Here is a 20,243-nt window from a genome sequence, read left to right on the forward strand (position 1 = left end):
TATTTTCCCCACCTTAACTGACTTGACGCAATTGATATTCCATTTCTTGACTACTAAAAGGAACATTCAACTCAGATAAACAATCAGCTACACTTTTTTTAGTTACACCATTTACAACAATATTCACACTTGGATAATTCATAATGCATTTATTGATTTCATCAGCCGAAGCCGAAGATAAGTTAGGAATCAAAGACGTTGCATTAATAATGATCGTACCAATCTCTTTACCCCCATAAGTTTCTGCATCACCACCTTCATACATATGCCCCCAATCTTTACGCCCTTCTGAAATTGAGCGTGCAGATATACGTGTTACTACAGCAGCACGATCAGAAGTAAAATCTGTTGCTTTATTTACCTTACAATAACCATCTTGCCCCAAATCATTTTTACGTAGCGTTGCACCTTGCCAATACACCAAGCTGGCTTTACCTAAGTTATATTTATTTTCTTTTTCATTTTTTCTCAGACAATAAACTAACTCTTTGCCTTTATTTTCAGGTTTATTTGCAAATCCAATCATGCCGTTATCCAACTGTAGTTTTGCAATTTGTACTGCATCATCTGTATAAGACTCTAATTGAAAAAATACAGCATCAGAGTTTTGTACCAACAACGCTTGCGCTTGAGCATTGGTGGTAATATTGAGCGAAGTTATTGCACCACGAATCGCCCATGTGCCCATGATGGTGATCAATAAAAGCATCATTAAAACAATAACTAATGTGTTCCCTGATTGTTTATTTTGCATATGACTTACTCCACCTTATTCTTCACACCAAAACCATTACGCAAAGCTATTGTTTGAGTAATTACTTGGCGTAGATAGTTTTTGCCATCGGCATCAGGGCGTAAAACTTTGTCGGTCAAATCTAAAATCGTAAATTTAGTTGCTTCAGTTCCTTGTACAACAGTCTCAGGTGAACGAATCAATAAACCCAATTGGATCGAAACAATTTGTGGTTTGTCAGGCAACTTTGCATACTCAGAAGCAGAAACATATAAAAACTCATCCATCACTCCGTCTTTCGCTTGAGTAATCACCCCTGATTTATTTTTCACTTCATTATCTCTTGCAATACCAAACAACACGCGGAAGTGATCTACATGGGAAACCAACATTTCACCATCACCAGATAAATCTAAAGATGAAATTGAATCTCCTGTATAATTTGCAGCTTTGCAGTGTAAAGAAAGAGGGCGATAACCATCATTGGTGACAGCTTGTTGTTCTTTGAGAAAATAACGCTGTACAACAAACTGATTAGGCGCAATTTGTTTCCCTTCACAATTAAATTGACTCCCAATCGTGTTTTTATATTGGATAACAATTTGATCGCTTTTCATTTCTGATAAATTACTGGGACCCACATTTGCTTTAGACAATAAAGGGCTAATTGTTGTTGCATTGGTCATTGCAGCATTGGATAAATTGCCCGTATTAAAAACGATCCCACCATGTAAAGTATCAACTGTCATTGCTGCACTATTTGAGTCGATATTGGCACGTCTTAAATCACGGACAATATAATCCATACCAAACAAACCACTATTTTGAATATTTGAACTACTTTGCTGAAAAGCTAAACTTTGATTTGCCGTAATAAAAACTTGAATAGATGCTGCAATCACGAGAAGCCCTAAGGTCAATGCAATCATCAGCTCTATCAGTGTAAAACCGTGTTGTACTTTCATAAGCCATATGCCTCCATTACAAGACATTTTGCCCCTGCAACATAAACACCATCCTCCATACATTTAGATAAATCTGTGGAGGTAATCGTTGTATCTCCCCAAGTGATGTACAAACATTGTCGATCACCACCTTGACAATTTTGCATCAGCATTTTCATATCTTGTTTCTTGGCTGTTTTTAAAACTTGCGCCACATCAAATGCTGCCATCTCAGTGCGACTACACATGGCAGTTATTGCAGGTGCTGTTTCACTTGCTGTATCCGCTTTCATACAATTTTTTGCTGATGTGTTATTGGCATTTAATTGTTTTTTATATTCATTTAATTGCGTTCGATTGACACGAATTTGTTCTGCCAAATTACGCGCTAAGATCATAGCCGCTGTACGATCATTCGCTTCTTGTATAGCATTCAAGGCACGTATTTGTAAGGCAGCAAAACCTAAAATCGCAATCGTCAAAATGACTAAAGAAACCAAGACCTCAATTAGACCTATACCGCGTTGAGATAACATCATGCTGTGCATCCTCCCAAAAGTGGTTTTGTCTTAATTTTGTCTATGGTGCCGCTTTTAAAAATACGAATAGATCTGATTTCATTCAATTTTTCATGACATACTTCAAAAATTAAATCTTCAGTATTTTCCCATTGAATTATTTTTTTTGGATTGGTGAGAGGATCTTCAGGTAAATTTTCATTATAGTCAGGATTAACGATCTCTTTACGTACTGCTGTGGTACGTGCCTTGGCCAAACCTGTTGGCGTAAAAAAAATCCCTTCTGCAGTATCATTTTTAGATAACAAATGAATAAACTTATTTTGACTATTCCAATAAAAATGATCACCTGTATGGGGCTGATTTTTAAATTCAAGAGAAACATCTTTTCTAAGTGAAACGGCCGTACCTCGAACATTGGAGAGGGTTGATGCCAACTCTCTTGCTGATGTATCCAACTGCTTTTTATAGACTAATTGCGTCATATTGGGCGCAGCAAATGCTGAAATTATCCCAATCAAAGCAATTACGACTAATAGTTCAATTAATGTAAAACCTAGCTGACCTTTCATTTCATTAAGTATGTAAATTCAACATTATTAAAATTATGTTAATTAAATTAATATTAAATGTTAATTAACAAAGGATGAGCGGTATAAGAATTAAGATAAAGTTAAAAAATTAAATACTTATCACATGAATAAAACATTAAACATTTGATTACTTATATTATTTTTAGAGATAAAAAAACCTTCTTATAGAAGGCTTTAAAAAATTAAGTCTATGTTTTATAAAACTATTCAACGACTATCCCATGTTGAGTTTGCTGAGAGTACGCATGCTGTGGCAGCTTTTTCCCAGTACTTTTGCCCATCATCATTCAAACAAACAACACCATTATTTTTTTGAATAGTTGTAGATATAGGTGTTGCTGTTAAACGCCAAGAACGATTGCTAAAGCCAACAGTATTAGCTCCATTTGTTGTTGGTGGCTTTCCTGTACCATCTGTTAACGTAATCACATAATAAGCTGTGCTCGCCTGTGGAAAATTCATTGAGTTTCCTGCACCACCAACAGCTGTAAAATCTAAATTTTTATAGCTCTGATTAGTCACATAATATGCTTGAAACCTATGTGCTATTTCTATCATTTTAGTTTGTACTTCAGCCCTGTTTGTCCTTACTTTATATTGAATATAGGATGGGTAAGCAATAGCAGCCAATATGCCAATAATTGCAACTACTATCATTAATTCAATTAATGTAAATCCTATATTATTTTTATTACTCACCATCCATTTATTCCTCCAATACCACAATCACTATAGGTAATATTGGCGAAAGCTGTATTTTTACATTTAGTGCCTTTATTGTCTAATAAAAAACTAAATTTTTTACCATAGGAATCATTTGCATTCGCTTTCATTACCCAACTTTGTCCTGTAGCAGAGCTATTATTTAAAGCAGGATTTGCTGTCATTCCATCCACAATAAGAAGCGTATAACTTGTATTAGGGATATTATATGTTGTAGACCCAAGAGCAAAGCCAACATAACTAAAGTTTCTCGTTTTATGTTTCTCCAGCTCTTGTGCAATTCTGAGCATTTCTTGATTCACTTTTGCTGCTTCAGCTCTCCTTATATATTGTTGATAAGTTGGGATTGCTACTGCAGCAATAATTGTCACAATCACAATCACAAACATCAACTCTATAAGTGTAAATCCATTTTTATTTACCATTCTTTTTATCATTATTATTCACCTTACATATTTCTTTCAGACCATTTTATTGGCTCAAGTTTTAAAGGGGTTTTATACTGTGCAGTTACAGCTCCATCTTTACCACTTAAAGGTCCTATTTTCGAACCTTCACTTGTACTCATTCCTCCCACAATAACAGGGATTACACCGGCACCAACATCACTTCCAATACCTGTTGCTGTAGAAAAAGCTCGACCATCTGTAGCTGTACCACAGTTAACACCTTCCGCGTTCATGCTACCAAAAGGCAAACAATAATTTTTTATATATGATCGACCTTTAATACCGGCACTACAGCTTGAAGAAGTCCCATTATCAGCGGCATCAAAATAGCTTGTAAATAAGGTTCCTTTAATTGCAGAAAACTTACTTAAAACTTTGTAACGTGCAACACCAGTTGCTAACGAAGCATCAATATTATTAGCCCCACTTCGACCAAAAGTATTGCCTGATAAAGTATTAAACCACCCTTTAGTTGCAGCTAGACGCATATTCAATACTGTTGCTGTAGTCGCCGCAATATCTTGCATATTTGCAGTTGTTGCAGTTCCAGTAAATAACCCTGTAACTTTATTATTATCATCTGTAATTGAATATAAATCGGTACGCCCCACATCGCGATCAAAGATACCATAAATTCGATCAGGAACTCCTGTAGTAGCTGTCAAGTCATTCAATACTGGTGAACTTTGATCTCCTGAACCAATACTAATTACAGCATAACGCGTAGCATTATTTATACCAGCCAAATCACCAATCAAATGTACTGTAAAGGTTGGCATATTATAAAAACGTGGGGCTGCCTTACTTGCCCTCTCAGTATCATCTATGAAATTAGCAATTCGCACAATTCGTTTAACACTAAAATTTCTAGCTGGAGTTGCTGTTGTTGCATCTGTAGAACTGATTGAAGCTATATTATCAATATCAACGCGAAAGACTTGTCCACCCAAATCCCCAAAATATAAGTTATCAATAAAACCATCACTATCTCGATCTACTGTTTTAATTTCACTGACTACACTATATTTCAGATCGCTATTAGCAGTTTTTTGAGTCGTATTATCTGCTGTAGCAGAAGTTGAATTTGCCGTACTGCTGCCCCACCACAACAGATCTCCAGCAGTTACATTTTCTGTTGTATTTGATTCAGCCGCAAATATATAAACTCCATTACCTTTGGTCGCAGTGGTATTCGATTTATAAGTTGGCGAATCATAAACTGGATCATACCCTCCACCCACAATCATGACTAATTGAGGCTTACCTTTCCACTTTATCCAACCCACTGCTGGTTTTGACCAACTTTGCCCCATACAATTTAAAGGTGCAGAATTACTACAACTCCCAGTAGGAAGACCATTTGTTCCAACAGCTGTATCTCCTAGTGTCTTAAATAAAAATTTCGGAGCACCTGCTTCTATATTTTTTAAGTCAAGTCCATAATAATTTGCTCCACCACGTCTCAATCCACCATAAACATTGAGCTTCTCCGCTTTTAGAGAATTACTTTCATTATTAGCTATATAATTTGCATAAACTGACCATGTACCATCAATACCTGAGTAAAAGTCAGCAATTGTACTTTGAAGAGTTTTAGCAACAAAACCTTGTTTTTGACGATCTATCATTTCTTTAGGTAAAAATGAGAACTTTTCCTCACCAGAACTTGCATCTACAACTTGCAATAATCCTTGGCTCGTACCAAATAATATATAATCCTTACGATTAATATAATCACCCACATTAACAGCTGTAGCGCCAGAACCAGAGGCTTTTGTTGCAATCTTACTTTGAGTTGTAAATGCTAAAGGTGTTGAATTAATCGTAGCCCCCATCTGTCGCAGAGGTGCTGCACCAACTAATGAAGTTGGCACTGTTGATGTTGAAATACCGAAACCCAATAAATTTAATAAATATGCTTTATCTGGATCTTGGCTTGCTCTTAATATTTCTGCTGTATTTGTAGTAGCAGTTGTATTATTGGAAGCAATTAAAGTTAAATCTGTATTCGAGGCAGTAATAGGTGATACTGTACTCCCTACAACCGTTCTATCTGTATAAAGCTTTCTACCCACTGCAGTTTGCACTGGAAGTTTGGCAGATACACCACCTTGAGTAGCATTCCCACTATCTAAGCTCGAACTCCAAAAATCTGTTGTAGATTCTAAATTTCCTGTTGTAGCATTAATAATGTTACGTGAGTTTTTATCTTTAAATGTATTATCTACAGCCTTATATTTTTTGATATTCCCCACCCAAGTACCAACAGCTTGGCTTGAGCGTGTATCAGGTTGAAATTGAGAATAGTAAGCAAATGGCAATTGTTGCGTAGCGTTCAAAGTATCTACAGGAATTGAGGGAAGTCCACTATTTAAAGAAGGAATATCTGTTTGTAAATCAGCTACAAAGTTTTTTATACTATTAACTAATTCATCAGGAGATACAATTGGATAAAACCCCCCCTCTCCAAACCCACCGACCTTACCATTTGAATTTAAATCTGCATTATCATTTGACTTTTCACCTAAATTACATGCATTAATTGTATCTTGAGTTACTACTGTTGTTACCCCATTCACGGTATATGACTGACCAACTCTAAGATCATTACATTTATAATATTTTCTCAATTTACCACTTGCATCTAAATATTGTGCTGAAGCCGCTCCTGCTAAATAAGGCATAAAGTTATTGCCAAACCCAGCCACAGCAACTTTAATTTGTTTATCGCTCTCTTTAAGACGTTTCGCAAATTCTCCCATACATGTCCAAGCATAGTCTTTATTTTCAGATATTACACTTTTGAGTATTGAAGTAGAATTACTTGTTGGACATGTAAAACTATTATCTCCCAAAGCATTTCTCATTAATCCTTGAGCTACAGCAACCTCTGTTTGTGATGGTGCTGCATTAGTTAATAAAAAAATACCATTACTATTACAAGTTGTTGTATTTGTTTCAATTGGTGTTCTATATATACTACCATTTTTAGCAGTATCAACTGATGAGTTAAATCCACTCGCAATATATTGCTTAATATAGTTAGAACCGCCATTTAATCTAGCTTGCCCTGTTATCACAAAATTACCAGGGCTAGTTCCATCACTATTTAGAGTAGTAGTTCCTAACATATATGCACCAGACTCGGCTAGAGCTGCTGCTAAAGCAGTTCGACTACCACTATTTAATGCATTTACTGCTACCCGCATTTTCCACCTTTGATCCAAACTTAGAGGAACTGCTGGTAACAGTATTTTAGCTGATGCTCCGTCCCCGCCTCCTAAACCTTTGTATGCATCATTTTGTGTATAAAAATACTGAGTTACTCCAGAAATTGATCCTGTATTATTATTTTGTGCTGTCGTCCCTGAATTAATAATATATTCTTTTGACGTTTGGGTAGAAAACTGTCCCATCCCCATAACTACATCATCAGAAATATCTGTACTGCTTAATAGTTTCGTCATCGCGACTTTCATACGATCCATACGACTATATTTATATTCAGTAGTACCATCATTACAATATGGCATTGGATATACAAAAGTCGGTTTAATCCTTCCAGCTGAATCTTTTAATGTATGAGCGAACTGATATTTAGAGTCTAAGGAAGTAACTGACTCAGAACTTAAGTTACGAGTTGCACAAAGTGGATAATCATTAGCAATAGATCTTGTTGGACGACCGCTTTGTTGGTCATCCATACCCGCTGTACTATCTATCATAAGAAGTAAATTAGTCTTACCTAGCGTTGGTTGTTTATATATATTCAAATCTTCCGGAACTGCACTACCAACATTTGATGAAAACAACCCTCCAGCAACTAAAAAACCAATTGCAACCGCCAGCGTTCTTTTCTTGAAGTTTATGCTTTTTTTTTCAAAATTATTCATTTATATTCTCCAACTTTCACACTATTGAGGTGAGTTGCTTTGTTTATATTCAGCAACTTGTGCGTTATAAGGGATATTGTTTGTTCTTAAACAACTAGTTTTTGTTGTTCCTGTGGCATTGGCAGCTTCTGCTGGATTATCCTTTAAACAATTTATAATTGTTGTATTGGTAGCATCTGACATCGCAGGCATAAGAGAGACAACATTTACTCTTATTCTCATAGCTGGATTTACGAGTTCAGTATCTGTTCCTTCAATAAAATTTTCTAAAGGAGCACTCGCTTTATTTTCAACCTTAATAGTGACTTGAGTCATGACTGCCTTACGCCCACTAGTAAAATTATCAGCACTAGCTGGATTACAATATCCCTTGCTTAATCCAGTTCCGCTCACGAATTTACCCACTGTATTAGTATCAAAAGCCTGTTCATTATTACGTGTGAAACAATACGAAACTTCTTGACCTATGTTTTCGACTTGCGATGCATAACCAATAGGACCAAATTTACTTGCATTAATAATTTTCTGCTTCTCTGTGCCAGCTTCAAGTTTAAAGAAGTAGGCATCTGTATTTTGCAATAATAATGCTTGAGCTTGACTATTTGTTGCCACTTTTAAACTTAATAAGCCTTGACGTATCGCAATTGTTCCAATAATAGTAACTACAACTAATAAAATCAAAATCACAACCAATGTACTTCCCAACTGCTGAGAAAAATTTGGTATTTTCTTATTCATGAGCTCGCCCCCAAAGCATTTCTCAACGCAATTGTTTGTGTTACAACCTGATGTAAAATTTTTTTGTCTTTAGTCACTAAACTTACGTCTTGATCTAATACTCTAAATGTTGCTTTATTTTTATCTTCCAGCTCTTTGGATGGTGAGACACTGTCATTTGCTTTCATCAAAAGCCCTAACTGTATGCCTCTAATACGAGGTAATGTTCCTGTTGTTGGATAATTATTAATACTAATGTATCTTAAATTTTTCTGAGCTATTGCATCTACAGGTAAAGCTGATTGATTCCCTGTTCCTGTACCTAGAGCTGCATTATCTTCACTAACAGCCAATAAAATACGCATATATTCAACATTTTTTATAATAGTCTGTGCATTTGTATTTAAACCACTCAAAACATAAGGCAATAAAACCCCATTTTGATCTTTAGTTGTAGGTTTTGTAAAAGGATAAAATCCAGAATCACACTTTAATTCACCGCCATCAACAAAATAGCGCTGTACAATCATACTATTTGCTTCAATATTATTTCCCTCACAATCAATGGTACTCTCAGCAACATAATATTGAATCACCAACTGATCACTTGCAGTATTAGTTAATCGACCTGTAGTACTTTGTGAAGCGTTTCTAGTTAATAATGTAGCTGCAGGGCGCAATGTTAAATCACTTGGGAAATTGGTATCTGCAATTACAATGCCACCAAACTTTGTGGTACTCGTTATCAAGGGCTTTTCAGCATTATAATTTGCCTTACGTAAATCACTACTAATATAAGTAATACCAAAATTAGAATTATCTTGAATATCAGCCATTGCTTTTTGTAAATTTAAACTTACTTGTCCTGTGATAAATAACTGTGTAGCAGCTGCAACGATTAATAATCCCAAAACAATTGCAACCATAAGTTCAACAAGCGTAAAACCTTTATTTTTATATTTTTGCATTTAATAGGCCTCCAAAATTACGCATTTTGAATTATCTTTATATATTCCATACTGCGCACAACTATTCTCTTCTGTACCATCATTTGGTATTGTTTTATCCCACGCTACATATATACACATTCTTTGATTTGCAATATTAGATTCAGTCGTTGTTGTCTGCTCAACTCCATCGGCATCTTTTTCAGTAGATGTTGAAGAACTTTTACATGGTATTAAATTTACCTTCATACCTTGTAAAAAAGCTCTATATACAACTTGTTGGACATCTTGAGTGGCAAGTTGAGAGCTATTACAACTACTGTCTTGATAACAAGATGACCATACGTATAAATCTTCAGAGTCTTTATTATTATTTATGGCACTTAAATAGGCTGAAATATCTGTATTTGTTTGTATAGCTGTATTGTCTGTCTTTAATACAGTTAATGCGTATGGATTTATTCGGATTCTTTCAGCAAAATCTCGGGCAATATTCATTGCCTGAACTCTATTTAATGCCTCATTAGTAGCATCAACAGCTCTAAGCTGTAATACTGTAAATCCGAGTACTCCTATTGCTAGTAATAGTAAAGCGACTAATACTTCGATCATTCCTGTACCTTTTTCTTTTTTTAATATGTACATCAGCAAATTCCCTCTACAGTCAAAGTAATTCCACCCATTCTCGTTAAAGTTATTGTCTTTGATTTATTGGTAGACGTGTTGCAGATCACAAAATTAGTAGATGTAAATACACCACTATTAGAATTCTTTAATGTTCCATCTGCTGTAAAAATAATAGAGGGAATAGTTACGGGTGCCGTTAAGGTATTTCCAGCACTAGGTTGCCAGTTATAGATATATTGTGTATCTGTAGCTGTTGAATTTAACTGCACTGTAATATCTTTACGTAACAAAACGGCCTGAGTCTTAGCAGTATTCAATGTTTCAATCAACTCTCTAGTTGTTGAATTTAACTTTTGTTTTGATAAAATATTTGCCATAGATGGGGCAGCCATTGCAGTAATAATAGCCATGACTGTAAATGTTGCAATCAACTCTATTAAAGTAAATCCCTTATTTTTATACATTCTTACTTCACCAATTGAAGTTCTAATATTCTAATATTTTATTAACAATTTACACAAAGCCAACAGATAGCAGATAAAAGGCATAAAAAAACCGATAACTGCTTCGCAGTTATCGGCATAAACGTAGAATAAAATTCTAAGCTTGCGTAACGTGTATTCTTAATTCTTTAGGTAAACTAAAGGTAATATTTTCTTCACGTCCATCCAACTCTTCAGGTGCATCAGCTCCCCAGTCCTGTAAACGTTGTATTACTTGCTTAATTAAAATTTCTGGTGCAGAAGCGCCCGCAGTGACACCAATTTTTTGGATATCTTTAAACCATTCTTTTTGTAATTCATCTGCATTATCGACCAAGTAAGCATGTTTCCCCATGCGCTCTGCCAACTCTCTTAAGCGGTTTGAGTTCGATGAATTAGGAGAGCCAACGACCAACACCACATCACATTGCTCAGCCAAGTCCCGTACTGCATCTTGGCGATTTTGCGTAGCATAGCAAATGTCATCTTTGCGAGGGCCTTGGATATTAGGAAATTTTTCACGCAATGCATCAATTACTTTGGCTGTGTCATCAATCGATAAAGTAGTTTGAGTCACAAAAGCCACTTTTTCAGCATTTTGTACATGCAAAGATTCAACATCTTTTTCATCTTCAACGAGATAAATATGTCCACCATTTTTTGTGTCATATTGCCCCATTGTTCCTTCAACTTCTGGATGCCCTTCATGACCAATCAGAATCGCTTCCACACCTTCACGTGCATACTTAGTCACTTCGATATGTACTTTAGTCACCAATGGGCAAGTCGCATCAAACACCTTTAAACCACGGCGTTCAGCTTCTTGTTGTACTGCTTTAGATACGCCATGTGCACTAAAGATCACGATATTATCGTCAGGCACTTCATCTAATTCATCAACAAAAATGGCACCACGCTGACGAAGATCATCTACAACAAATTTATTGTGGACTACTTCATGTCGCACATAAATCGGTGGATTAAAACATTCAAGTGCGCGATTGACGATCGCAATTGCTCGGTCTACACCTGCACAAAAACCACGTGGATTGGCCAGTACAATTTTCATAACACCCTCAAGGCTCACTTAAAGTTTCAATAAAATTTATTCAGAAAATGACAAACAATCTGCAAAAGCTATTTTGTTTGTGTGCACTCTACTCTAAAATAGAGAAGATATTTTATCATATCAGGAAAAATATCATGTCGGGTCTATTGTTTGTCGTTTCTGCTGCATCAGGAACAGGCAAAACATCTCTCGTGAAAGCCCTACTTGAGCGTGTCAGCAATTTACACGTTTCTGTTTCTCATACCACACGTGGTCAACGTGTAGGTGAACTTGAAGGCGTTCATTATCATTTTACCAGTAAAGAAGTTTTTCTTGAGCAAGTCAATCAAGGCGGTTTTATTGAATTTGCTGAGGTTTTTGGTAACTACTACGGAACATCTCAAGCCACTGTGAGAGAACAACTTGCCAAAGGACATGATGTTTTACTCGAAATTGATTGGCAAGGTGCTGAACAAGTTCGTAAACTTTTTCCTGAATCAAAACAAATTTTTATCTTACCACCAACACAGTTTGATTTACGCCAACGTTTATCAAATCGTGGCACAGATTCAGTTGAAGTAATTGAACATCGCTTAAGTTGTGCAGTCGAAGATATGCAACAATATGTTAATTTTGATTATATTATTATCAATGATGACTTTAATAAAGCACTGCATGACCTAGAATCCGTGATTAATGCCAATCGACTTAAATTAAGTCAACAAGCTACACGCCATCAAGCTTTAATTGAAAAATTAATTACACCTGAAAATAAATGAGTGTGATTAAACTTGAGTATAAAGTTAAAGCATTTTATACTTTACAGTCTGTTTAAAAATTTATATTTATACGAGAACTTTTATGGCACGCGTAACCGTTGAAGATTGTTTAGACCATGTAGACAACCGCTTTGAGCTTGTACTAGTGGCAAGCAAACGTGCGCGTCAATTGGCACGTCAGGGTATTGAACCAACTTTAGAATGGGACAATGACAAACCGACTGTTGTTGCTTTACGTGAAATTGCAGCTGGACATGTAACCAAAGATATTTTGAAACAACGTGATCAAGATTATCAAACTTCAAGTCTTGATCTTGCTCTTTCAGTAAATAATTTGAACTTAGAAGGCTTTTCTTTCCAATAAGTTCAGTTTTTTGAAAAAGCCTAGTATTTACTAGGCTTTTTTATTGCAATTTCTTTAGATAAGTAATCGACAAAATTCAAAATATTTGTTAAAAAAAATAGAGGTCTTTTTATTTTAAAAATTGACAATTCATTCAATATGCTTTTCATTAAAGCATTATCGAAATATCCTTTGATTTTGTAATACGAAAATAGGTGTTCTATGCCAGGCCAAGAGGTCAGTCAAGCCAAGCAACAGCTCAATATTATTATCGACGCTTACTTAAAACCAAGCGAAGTCGAGCAAGTGCTTGCGGCCTGTGATTATGCAGACATCGCACACGATGGCGTGACCCGTAAAAGTGGCGAGCCCTATATTCTTCATCCAATTGCGGTCAGTTGTATTTTGGCACATATGCGAATGGATGCCGAAACACTCATGGCTGCCTTATTACATGATGTCATCGAAGACACCGATTTTAGTAAAGATGATATTACTGAAAAATTTGGTCGAGTGGTGGCAGAACTCGTTGATGGTGTTACCAAACTCAGCCATTCAAGTGATAAAGAGTATAATAAAGCAGCATCATTTCGAAAAATCCTTCAAGCGACCTTACAGGACCCACGTGTCATTATTATTAAATTAGCAGATCGTTATCATAATATGACCACATTGGAGTCATTACGTCCAGATAAACGCGCTCGAATTGCACAAGAAACCTTTGACGTTTTTGTACCGATGGCTCGACTTGTGGGTATGAATGAAATGGCAGATAACTTAGAACATCTCTGTTATCAAAACCTTGATTTAGATATGTACAATGATGTACAAGCATCTTTATTGATCACTAAGCCAGAACGCTGTAAATATCAAACTGTTTGGGAACAGAATCTCGCTGACTTATTACATACTTATAGTATTCAAGGTCGAATTAAAAAGAAAAATAATAATATTGAGTTGCTGCGCCACTTTGTTAAAAATGAAATTGATTTACAAGAACTGACACATAGTCATGCTTTTGAAATTATTTTACAAAGCATTGCTGATTGTGACCGTTTAGTTGAAGCATTACGTGAAAATTTTCAGGTTCTACATTATGAAGATCATATTCGTTACCCATTGCCTGGGGGGAACCAATCATTAATGTTACGCTTAAAAGGCGAAAGAACAACCTTGTCACTTACCATCCAAACTGAATTGATGCGTAAAGCTGCGCGTTTTGGTGTGGTCTTAGGTGAAAATGCACCACAGGCTTGTCGCTCTGCGATTCAAGCCTCTATGAAAAATTTAAATATTTTAGTCGATGGCGATTGTGCAAAAACCACTTTTAGCGATCTTTTAGATTATTTACATCAAGAAAAAATTTGGGTTTATACGCCACATGGTCAACTACATGAGTTGCCACAAGGCGCAACTGCCGTTGATTTTGCCTACTCTGCCAGTTTGTTCTTAGGTAATCATGCCGTTGGTGCTAAAATTAATGGTGAAATCAAACCACTTTCAACACCATTACAAAGTGGTCAAGTCATTGAAGTGATCACTGATGTGTTGGCAACACCTAACCCAGATTGGCTTAGTTTTATTAATACACAAAAAGCACGCCGTGCAATTCAACATATCCTAAAAGATCAGGATGTCGAAGAGCAACGCCTTGTCGGGCAACAAGCGCTCAGTCGTGCATTAAAATTATTTAATCTTGCTGTAAAGGATTTATCTGAATCAGATTGGATAGATTTATTACAATGGCGACATGTCAGCAGTAAAGAAGCATTATTTGAACAAATTGCGGTGGGTGACTTACTTCCTCAATTGGTTGCCAATCATCTATTTGCACAAGATCAAGAAGACAATACTGCTTCAGAACGTCTGATCCAAGGTACAGAAGGTGTCGATGTTAAATATGCACATTGCTGTAACCCTGTGCTTGGTGACCCAATTCAAGGACATATTTCACGTCGTGGCTTAATTGTGCATCGTTCTCGTTGCCATAACTTGCTACACGAGCAACATTTGCATCCTGAAAATATTATGCCTTTACATTGGAACTCGGAAACCGAAGATGATATTAACTTTAGTGCGTATTTAAGTATTGATCTGATATTAAGTGATGAGCAAGTTTCTGAATTAATTTATTTATGTCGTAAACTCAAAACTGGGGTCGAGTCCGTTCAAAGTCGAGATGATAAAACTTTTGTGAATATTGTAGTACAAGACCGTAAACAAATTGCTCAGATTATCCGTGAAATTCGAATGCTCTTTGGTTTCCCTCGTGTAACGCGTTTAGCGATGCCAATTGCGACCCCACAAATTTCTAAAGCGTGTTAATCAGATAAATCGATATAACTTTCAACAATACCATTCATCCGATATGATGGATTTAATTGAAAAATAGGAGAAATTGATGTCCCGCCAAGTGATTCATACTGAAAATGCCCCTGCTGCGATTGGAACGTATTCTCAAGCCATCTTAGTTGAAAATACACTTTATCTTTCAGGTCAAATTGGTTTAGACCCATATAGTATGGAATTGGTTGAAGGCATTGAAGCCCAAATCCGCCGCGTATTTGATAACTTAAAAGCCGTTTGTGAAGCTGCAGGTGGTTCACTTGCAGATATTGCAAAACTCAATATTTTCTTAACAGATTTATCTCACTTTCAGCTCGTTAACCAAATTATGGGAGAGTACTTTGCACAACCTTATCCTGCACGTGCAGCATTAGGCGTTGCAAGCTTACCTAAAAACGCTTTAGTTGAAATGGATGGTATTGTGATTATTAATAAATAAAAATATATAAATATCAATATAATAAAACCAAATTTAAATACCACCTTTGCATAAAAATCCGAGAATAACTCGAATTTCCACTCAGGTGGTATTTTTTTATCCAAAAAGCCAATCAACAAATATAACTTATTTAAATGAATTTCATTGACAAACGATAATAATTATCAATAATATCAATTATCGCATTTAAACCTGTGGTTGATTCTCATGTACGTTTGTTTATGTCGTGGTATTACCGATCAAGATATTAAAGACGCTATGGCAAATGGCGCTGAAAGTTATCGTGAAGTCCGTGAATTGCTGGACTTAGGTACATGCTGTGGACGCTGCGCACCTGAGGCAAAAAGTATTATTAATGAAGAATTAGCCTTGGTCGCTGCTCGAATTTCTGTAGCAGCTTAAAACTTTTATTTTTTCATATATTTTGAAATAATGATAATAACCCTATGATCGTGAATGATCATCCTCCTCCCCCGCTTCGACTCAAAGCGGGTTTCTTTTTAGTGATAAACTCTTTCCTGTCTGCTTAATTTCATATTGTTTTCACTTCATGATTGATCTATTTTCCAAAAATTTACCTTTCTTATGATTTTGATTGCGATTTTCATTTGCCGTTCTATAAAAGGCTCGAAACCCTTATAAAATTTGATTAATATGAAGCAATGGATTGCCTTAAACGACTTTGAGGCACAGATTTTAGATGGAGCATTCACCATGAAAGGCAATCGTGACGTTATTAATCAACTTAACCAAGTTCTTTATCATCATTTAACAGCGATTAATCAATATTTCCTACATTCACGCATGTTTAATGATTGGGGCATTGAGCAATTGGGTTCAGCAGAATATAAAGAATCTATTCGCCAAATGAAACATGCCGATAAAATTATCGAGCGTATTCTATTTCTTGAAGGCTTACCGAATTTACAACATTTAGGTAAATTGTATATCGGGCAACATACTTTAGAAGTATTGAACTGCGATGTGCGTAAAGTGAAAGAAAATATTGAGGCATTACAAAAAGCAGTTGTACTTGCTGAGCAAAATTTAGATTATGTAACGCGCGATCTCGTCCAAGAAATTTTAGAAAAAGAAGAAGAATATTGGGACTGGTTGACGACTCAAATCGACCTGACAGACAGTGTCGGCATTGAAAACTACATTCAAAGCCAACTTTAATCCTTGCTTAAAAGAAAAATCCCTTTGATTATGCAAAGGGATTTTTTTATGTTTAGTTTTCAGTGTTAGGCAATAAATCCTGATAGGTATGTTTTTCTCGATGTAACTCCGATAAAATCCAAAGCTGATGTTCCGCTTCAGCCTTTTTACCATTAAATGCAAGCACCTGTGCATATTTAAATAAATCATATTTTGAAGCTAAGTTTGCCACCATACGACCTAAATGCTGCAATTGTGCATCTGACATTTTGGTAAATGGATCTAAACCAATCCACCAAACACGTTCTTTGAATTGTGACAGCAACCAAATCTGTTGATTCATCACTTCTTGCTGCGCATCTGTTAACGGTTTTTTGATATTCACATACACGCTTTGTTGACGATATAACTGATAATCTCGATACACTACTGCACACAGTGTGATACCAATCAAAATCAAACTCAATGTAACAGCAGGCTTTAAATTTTTACTTGGTAAATGAGGATATTGCGCTTGAATAATTCCAAGTAAAAAGCCCATAGGCAATAAGAAATAGGCATAATGGATCGGATATTCTAAAAAGGCATGAAGCAAAATCGCACATACCATTAAAGTGGCAACCAATGAAATCGGCTCTTTAATGCCTTTATTTAACCAATACAACCAGCCCACCACATATAAAATAATTAACACACCCAATGGAATGCCATTCCAAATCAACAGGTCTAAAATGACATTATGTGAAGTTTTATACCACTCGTGCGATGGATAAAGGTCAAACGCAGCAATCTGCGCCATGCCCGTTTGGTTCCAACCATACCCCAACCAAGGTTGCTGTTGAATCGCAACCCAAGTTTGTGACCACATATCTAATCTTAAATAACCTGAAGATGCTCGTTGCACCACACTTGCTGTATCAACAACCTCTTGCTGTGACACAGTACTGATCAAGGCATTGAAATAAGGCAATAAGCCAATTGCAGCAACAAAGATACCAACCCAAAGCAATAATTTTGCAAAACTGAAACGTTTCGGCTGATTAAACCGTTTAATTGCTAAATAAATAAGAACAAATAAACAGACCACCCAAGAAGTACGAGACTGGGTTAAAGCAATACTAAAAATAAGAATCAAAGTGGATGGTACGATTACAATATTTGAAATTAAACGCTTTTCATAAAAATATAAACAAGCAAAAACACCCATCGTTAAAAATGTTGCAAGATTGTTTGGTTGCGCAAAGTTAGCATAAGGACGATTCCCTTTAAGAAAATTCATCAATGGTGCAAAGTATGAATTCAATCCTAACCACTGGAAAATAGCAATCATACTTGAAAGCAGTGCGACGATTAAAATGAGTACGCTAAAACTGCTGAATATTTTTTCTCGTTTGAGCTTGTCTAATGATAAGTTATAACCCACCAGTACCATCAACCAAAACATTAATAAATAAGCGCTACACAACAAGGCATTACTAAAATACACAATTTGCCCAAAACCGTATTGAACTAGAGGAATAAATAAAATCGGCAATACAATAAGCTGGGGTTTTGGAATTTTTAGGTCTTTTTTCAGGAATATACATAACAAGGTGATGCCTGATAAAAAGGTTAAAACCTCACTACCAAAAGTCGTCCATGGAAGTTTATGGAAAGGCAAGAGGTATGCAAATGCTAAAAATAGAGCAGAGAGTATAGGTAAAATTGCTTTCATTGAAAAATGCGCAAAAAAAAACTGAGTGAATTATACACTCAGTTTTTCTTATAAAATGTTATTTAATTCTTTTCAGTATTATATGAAGTATATTGGAATTTGACTTTATCCAATATCTCTCCAAAACTTCTAGGATTTTCATAATTTAGATGCACTAAGTAAGAAATCACATATGGACACTTTTGCATAGAATCATACTTACAAGCTAAACTAAAATATAATAAAGATTTTTCTTTCTGATTGTCTAAAGCCAAATATTTTCCTTGTTTTACGAGATATCTAAAATCAGGAACATAATTAACCAAACGCTCACCAATTATGATTTTATCTTTTAAAAGAAAAGAATCATCTTCAATAGCTTCATAAAATAAAAGATCTTGAAAATAACTAAAGCCAAAAGTAGGCTCCATACTAGTCATTGCTTGCATTTTATTTTTAGAACTTTGATCTTGATTGAAAACAATATCATTAATATAAGTTAATTTCCTATATTGATTTATGTAATATATAGAAATTACCATCAATATCAAAACTGGAACATATAGCAAATAACTCTTATCAATCTGATAACTAAATAATTTACCATCAAATAGTGATAAAAAAATCGCAAAAACAAATAAATATCTAAAATACCACAACGGATATTCAAAACATGAATATAAAATAAAAACCATTAACACTATAAAAACATAAAATCCTTTAACATCAGAAATATTCTTTAGATTATTAATTAAAATATAAAAAAAATAAATTATTATTATCAAACCCAATAAACCAAATTCAGCCAATATATGGCCGAAAATAAAGTGCGAGTGATCGGTCAGGCTTATCCAATCTAATTTGGTATAGTAATCAAAATTACTACTTGCAAAATTCTTCCAACCTACACCTGTAAGAGGATGATTAGAAAAATCCAACCACGATTGTTTTAATAATGACCACCTTGGATCACTTAAACTCTTTCCAGCTCTATCTATAACACTTTCTATAGCAAAATTGCTGTATATAGAAATCCCAACAATTAAAGATAATAAAACCACATAAAACTCATATAGTTTTAAAAAGTGTTTACCTAGTTTAAAGTTTTTATACAAATTAAAAACCAATACTGCACTTATTATTATTAAGAGTCCTGATCGACTAGCAGTAAAAGCCACACCTATACCAAGGATAAACAACAAAAAATAATTAATAATTTTTCTATTGTTTTCAAATAGCAGCATTGATGAAACTGCACCTAATGAAAAAATAAATGCAGCCTGATTGGGTTGAAATATATTTCCAGAATACCTTTTAGTTTGTAACGGCAGCCTAAAAAAATCTACTAAAGGCATAATTTTAAAAACATGTATAAACTGGGTAATTAGCAGCATAACTGATGAAAAAATAAAAAAAACAGCCATAATATAATTAATATTATTTTTATCTTTATAATTTGATATACAAATAGACAATATAAATAATAGAAAAACAATAGACACTGGAAAAACCAAACCATCAACGTAAATTATATCATTTACCAAAGATTGAATTATAAATACACTTAAAACAACTAACCAAAAGATATTATTAGAATATAACTTAAAACTACTTTTATTTTTAAATAAAAAAATAAAAATTCCTAAAGCGACTATTGAATAGCATATTGTATTGATATAAAAATCATGCACACTAGGACTATAATGTTGAAAACTTATAATGCCAAAAAAATAAGATAAGCCTAACAAGAATAAAAACAAATAGTTTTTTAATAATCTAAGCATACTTTTATTTTCTCAAACTAATAAAAA

The 20,243-nt window shown here is 34.9% G+C and carries 20 protein-coding genes; 6 read left to right on the plus strand and 14 right to left on the minus strand.

The window, feature by feature from the left end:
• Positions 1–13: 13 nt before the first annotated feature.
• The 12 genes from HUS24_RS08960 to ispH all read right to left on the minus strand — a co-directional run bounded on the left by HUS24_RS08960 (position 14) and on the right by ispH (position 11,695).
• Positions 14–754 carry a hypothetical protein gene (locus HUS24_RS08960; RefSeq protein ID WP_173911726.1) on the minus strand — a complete coding sequence of 247 codons (741 nt, stop codon included), beginning with the start codon at positions 752–754 and terminating at the stop codon, positions 14–16.
• Between the two features lie 5 nt (positions 755–759).
• The gene (locus HUS24_RS08965) at positions 760–1,698 is read right to left on the minus strand and encodes a PilW family protein (protein ID WP_173911727.1); all 939 of its coding nucleotides are present in this window, start codon (positions 1,696–1,698) and stop codon (positions 760–762) included.
• Entirely contained in the window at positions 1,695–2,216 is a 522-nt protein-coding gene (gene pilV / locus HUS24_RS08970; RefSeq protein WP_254433838.1) for a type IV pilus modification protein PilV, read from the minus strand. Before pilV (HUS24_RS08970) ends, HUS24_RS08965 begins: the two co-directional genes overlap by 4 nt.
• Positions 2,213–2,767: a prepilin-type N-terminal cleavage/methylation domain-containing protein gene (locus tag HUS24_RS08975; protein ID WP_173911728.1), complete on the minus strand. Its 555-nt coding sequence runs from the start codon at positions 2,765–2,767 to the stop codon at positions 2,213–2,215. The genes pilV (HUS24_RS08970) and HUS24_RS08975 overlap by 4 nt, the downstream gene beginning before the upstream one ends.
• Before the next feature lie 228 nt (positions 2,768–2,995).
• Positions 2,996–3,490: a type IV pilin protein gene (locus HUS24_RS08980; RefSeq protein WP_173911729.1), complete on the minus strand. Its 495-nt coding sequence runs from the start codon at positions 3,488–3,490 to the stop codon at positions 2,996–2,998.
• Positions 3,484–3,948: a type IV pilin protein gene (locus HUS24_RS08985; protein WP_173911730.1), complete on the minus strand. Its 465-nt coding sequence runs from the start codon at positions 3,946–3,948 to the stop codon at positions 3,484–3,486. Before HUS24_RS08985 ends, HUS24_RS08980 begins: the two co-directional genes overlap by 7 nt.
• An 11-nt stretch (positions 3,949–3,959) precedes the next feature.
• Positions 3,960–7,853 carry a hypothetical protein gene (locus HUS24_RS08990; protein ID WP_173911731.1) on the minus strand — a complete coding sequence of 1,298 codons (3,894 nt, stop codon included), beginning with the start codon at positions 7,851–7,853 and terminating at the stop codon, positions 3,960–3,962.
• Between the two features lie 21 nt (positions 7,854–7,874).
• Positions 7,875–8,591 carry a PilX N-terminal domain-containing pilus assembly protein gene (locus tag HUS24_RS08995; protein WP_173911732.1) on the minus strand — a complete coding sequence of 239 codons (717 nt, stop codon included), beginning with the start codon at positions 8,589–8,591 and terminating at the stop codon, positions 7,875–7,877.
• Positions 8,588–9,538, minus strand: coding sequence for a PilW family protein (locus tag HUS24_RS09000; RefSeq protein WP_173911733.1), 951 nt, complete (start codon positions 9,536–9,538; stop codon positions 8,588–8,590). The genes HUS24_RS08995 and HUS24_RS09000 overlap by 4 nt, the downstream gene beginning before the upstream one ends.
• On the minus strand, positions 9,539–10,162 hold the full coding sequence (gene pilV, locus HUS24_RS09005; protein ID WP_173911734.1) for a type IV pilus modification protein PilV: 624 nt from the start codon (positions 10,160–10,162) through the stop codon (positions 9,539–9,541).
• Positions 10,162–10,608, minus strand: a complete 447-nt coding sequence (locus HUS24_RS09010; protein WP_173911735.1) for a GspH/FimT family pseudopilin — start codon at positions 10,606–10,608, stop codon at positions 10,162–10,164. The genes pilV (HUS24_RS09005) and HUS24_RS09010 overlap by 1 nt, the downstream gene beginning before the upstream one ends.
• A 136-nt stretch (positions 10,609–10,744) precedes the next feature.
• Entirely contained in the window at positions 10,745–11,695 is a 951-nt protein-coding gene (gene ispH / locus HUS24_RS09015) for a 4-hydroxy-3-methylbut-2-enyl diphosphate reductase (RefSeq protein WP_173911736.1), read from the minus strand.
• A 134-nt stretch (positions 11,696–11,829) separates the two neighbouring features.
• Here ispH and gmk point away from each other — a divergent pair, with 134 nt between their 5' ends.
• The 6 genes from gmk to bfr all read left to right on the plus strand — a co-directional run bounded on the left by gmk (position 11,830) and on the right by bfr (position 16,760).
• The gene (gmk, locus tag HUS24_RS09020; protein WP_173911737.1) at positions 11,830–12,453 is read left to right on the plus strand and encodes a guanylate kinase; all 624 of its coding nucleotides are present in this window, start codon (positions 11,830–11,832) and stop codon (positions 12,451–12,453) included.
• A gap of 82 nt (positions 12,454–12,535) precedes the next feature.
• A complete protein-coding gene (rpoZ, locus tag HUS24_RS09025; protein WP_065993767.1) occupies positions 12,536–12,817 on the plus strand; it encodes a DNA-directed RNA polymerase subunit omega in 282 nt (93 codons plus the stop codon).
• A 201-nt stretch (positions 12,818–13,018) separates the two neighbouring features.
• Positions 13,019–15,121: a bifunctional (p)ppGpp synthetase/guanosine-3',5'-bis(diphosphate) 3'-pyrophosphohydrolase gene (locus HUS24_RS09030; RefSeq protein WP_173911738.1), complete on the plus strand. Its 2,103-nt coding sequence runs from the start codon at positions 13,019–13,021 to the stop codon at positions 15,119–15,121.
• Between the two features lie 76 nt (positions 15,122–15,197).
• Complete coding sequence (locus HUS24_RS09035) at positions 15,198–15,581, plus strand: RidA family protein (RefSeq protein ID WP_065993769.1); 384 nt, start codon at positions 15,198–15,200, stop codon at positions 15,579–15,581.
• Between the two features lie 207 nt (positions 15,582–15,788).
• Positions 15,789–15,983 (plus strand): bacterioferritin-associated ferredoxin, encoded by a 195-nt coding sequence (locus tag HUS24_RS09040; RefSeq protein WP_065993770.1) that lies wholly within the window; start codon positions 15,789–15,791, stop codon positions 15,981–15,983.
• 312 nt (positions 15,984–16,295) lie between these two features.
• Positions 16,296–16,760 (plus strand): bacterioferritin, encoded by a 465-nt coding sequence (gene bfr, locus HUS24_RS09045; protein ID WP_173912526.1) that lies wholly within the window; start codon positions 16,296–16,298, stop codon positions 16,758–16,760.
• Positions 16,761–16,812: 52 nt separating this feature from the next.
• Here the strand turns inward: bfr and HUS24_RS09050 are convergent, their stop codons facing one another.
• Both HUS24_RS09050 and HUS24_RS09055 read right to left on the minus strand, forming a co-directional pair.
• Positions 16,813–18,453 carry a PglL family O-oligosaccharyltransferase gene (locus tag HUS24_RS09050; protein WP_173911739.1) on the minus strand — a complete coding sequence of 547 codons (1,641 nt, stop codon included), beginning with the start codon at positions 18,451–18,453 and terminating at the stop codon, positions 16,813–16,815.
• A 62-nt stretch (positions 18,454–18,515) separates the two neighbouring features.
• On the minus strand, positions 18,516–20,216 hold the full coding sequence (locus HUS24_RS09055; protein WP_173911740.1) for an O-antigen ligase: 1,701 nt from the start codon (positions 20,214–20,216) through the stop codon (positions 18,516–18,518).
• Positions 20,217–20,243 lie beyond the last annotated feature (27 nt).

Source organism: Acinetobacter sp. Marseille-Q1618 (assembly GCF_902809855.1).
Classification (GTDB): domain Bacteria; phylum Pseudomonadota; class Gammaproteobacteria; order Pseudomonadales; family Moraxellaceae; genus Acinetobacter.

Bases quoted from the DNA above. Each gene is read 5' to 3' on its own strand.
- HUS24_RS08960 (WP_173911726.1), bottom strand. From the start codon at position 754: ATGCAAAATAAACAATCAGGGAACACATTAGTTATTGTTTTAATGATG.
- HUS24_RS08965 (WP_173911727.1), bottom strand. From the start codon at position 1,698: ATGAAAGTACAACACGGTTTTACACTGATAGAGCTGATGATTGCATTG.
- pilV (WP_254433838.1), bottom strand. From the start codon at position 2,216: ATGATGTTATCTCAACGCGGTATAGGTCTAATTGAGGTCTTGGTTTCT.
- HUS24_RS08975 (WP_173911728.1), bottom strand. From the start codon at position 2,767: ATGAAAGGTCAGCTAGGTTTTACATTAATTGAACTATTAGTCGTAATT.
- HUS24_RS08980 (WP_173911729.1), bottom strand. From the start codon at position 3,490: ATGGTGAGTAATAAAAATAATATAGGATTTACATTAATTGAATTAATG.
- HUS24_RS08985 (WP_173911730.1), bottom strand. From the start codon at position 3,948: ATGATAAAAAGAATGGTAAATAAAAATGGATTTACACTTATAGAGTTG.
- HUS24_RS08990 (WP_173911731.1), bottom strand. From the start codon at position 7,853: ATGAATAATTTTGAAAAAAAAAGCATAAACTTCAAGAAAAGAACGCTG.
- HUS24_RS08995 (WP_173911732.1), bottom strand. From the start codon at position 8,591: ATGAATAAGAAAATACCAAATTTTTCTCAGCAGTTGGGAAGTACATTG.
- HUS24_RS09000 (WP_173911733.1), bottom strand. From the start codon at position 9,538: ATGCAAAAATATAAAAATAAAGGTTTTACGCTTGTTGAACTTATGGTT.
- pilV (WP_173911734.1), bottom strand. From the start codon at position 10,162: ATGTACATATTAAAAAAAGAAAAAGGTACAGGAATGATCGAAGTATTA.
- HUS24_RS09010 (WP_173911735.1), bottom strand. From the start codon at position 10,608: ATGTATAAAAATAAGGGATTTACTTTAATAGAGTTGATTGCAACATTT.
- ispH (WP_173911736.1), bottom strand. From the start codon at position 11,695: ATGAAAATTGTACTGGCCAATCCACGTGGTTTTTGTGCAGGTGTAGAC.
- gmk (WP_173911737.1), top strand. From the start codon at position 11,830: ATGTCGGGTCTATTGTTTGTCGTTTCTGCTGCATCAGGAACAGGCAAA.
- rpoZ (WP_065993767.1), top strand. From the start codon at position 12,536: ATGGCACGCGTAACCGTTGAAGATTGTTTAGACCATGTAGACAACCGC.
- HUS24_RS09030 (WP_173911738.1), top strand. From the start codon at position 13,019: ATGCCAGGCCAAGAGGTCAGTCAAGCCAAGCAACAGCTCAATATTATT.
- HUS24_RS09035 (WP_065993769.1), top strand. From the start codon at position 15,198: ATGTCCCGCCAAGTGATTCATACTGAAAATGCCCCTGCTGCGATTGGA.
- HUS24_RS09040 (WP_065993770.1), top strand. From the start codon at position 15,789: ATGTACGTTTGTTTATGTCGTGGTATTACCGATCAAGATATTAAAGAC.
- bfr (WP_173912526.1), top strand. From the start codon at position 16,296: ATGAAAGGCAATCGTGACGTTATTAATCAACTTAACCAAGTTCTTTAT.
- HUS24_RS09050 (WP_173911739.1), bottom strand. From the start codon at position 18,453: ATGAAAGCAATTTTACCTATACTCTCTGCTCTATTTTTAGCATTTGCA.
- HUS24_RS09055 (WP_173911740.1), bottom strand. From the start codon at position 20,216: ATGCTTAGATTATTAAAAAACTATTTGTTTTTATTCTTGTTAGGCTTA.